1 protein-coding gene is annotated in these 727 nt (G+C 24.2%); it reads right to left on the reverse strand.

What is annotated here, in order from left to right:
* Window positions 1-120: 120 nt before the first annotated feature.
* Window positions 121-727: CPBP family glutamic-type intramembrane protease (locus DIU01_RS08460; RefSeq protein ID WP_290833457.1), on the reverse strand; the 607-nt coding region annotated here is incomplete at its 5' end.

The following is a 727-nucleotide window of genomic DNA, read 5'->3' on the forward strand; positions in this document are numbered from 1 at the left end:
GTCATTATCGAAATCTATCTTTTCAAGTAAAGTTGGATTTTCTTTGTATATAAGCAACTTTATTGTATTGATTAGTTCTATTTGATTTTCATTCATGATAAATTGTTTTTTGGTTGGATTTTAATTTAATACTGAAATTGCGTTCCAAATGATGTGTGCTAAACAGCACCATACAAAGCCATATTTTAGCCTAATAAACCCATATAATGCTCCTGCAATAAAATATGTTAATAGAATTATTGGACTGAAGATAATATTTGTTAAATCAGCATAATTACTATATAATGTAAAATGACTGTATGCAAATAAAATAACTGAGATTGAAAAAATATATGGCATTCTTTTTATATATAATAGTTCAATAGAATTATAATATTTGCTTATTAAAATTCTAAGAATAAGAAATAAGGAAATAAAAGATGCAAAAAAAAGCATTAATGTTTTTGGATCATTGATATCAATACTTTCAGGCTTAACAAATAAGTATAAAGTATAAATCCATCCCAACAATAGTAAACTAGTCTTGTTTTTTGAGAATACTAACCCAAATCGATATAAAAACTCTTCAACTATTGGCGTAAAAAATATTAATATAATTTTATATGAAATTTTACTTTCGTCATTCACTATAACATTGATTCTTTTTGAATTGATTCCAAAATTGCTCAAATCATTTAAAAAATAGATTGTAACCCAATCGGCAGCAATAAATACTACTGTTAAAATT

This window comes from Flavobacterium sp., from assembly GCF_003525665.1.
Classification (GTDB): domain Bacteria; phylum Bacteroidota; class Bacteroidia; order Flavobacteriales; family Flavobacteriaceae; genus Flavobacterium.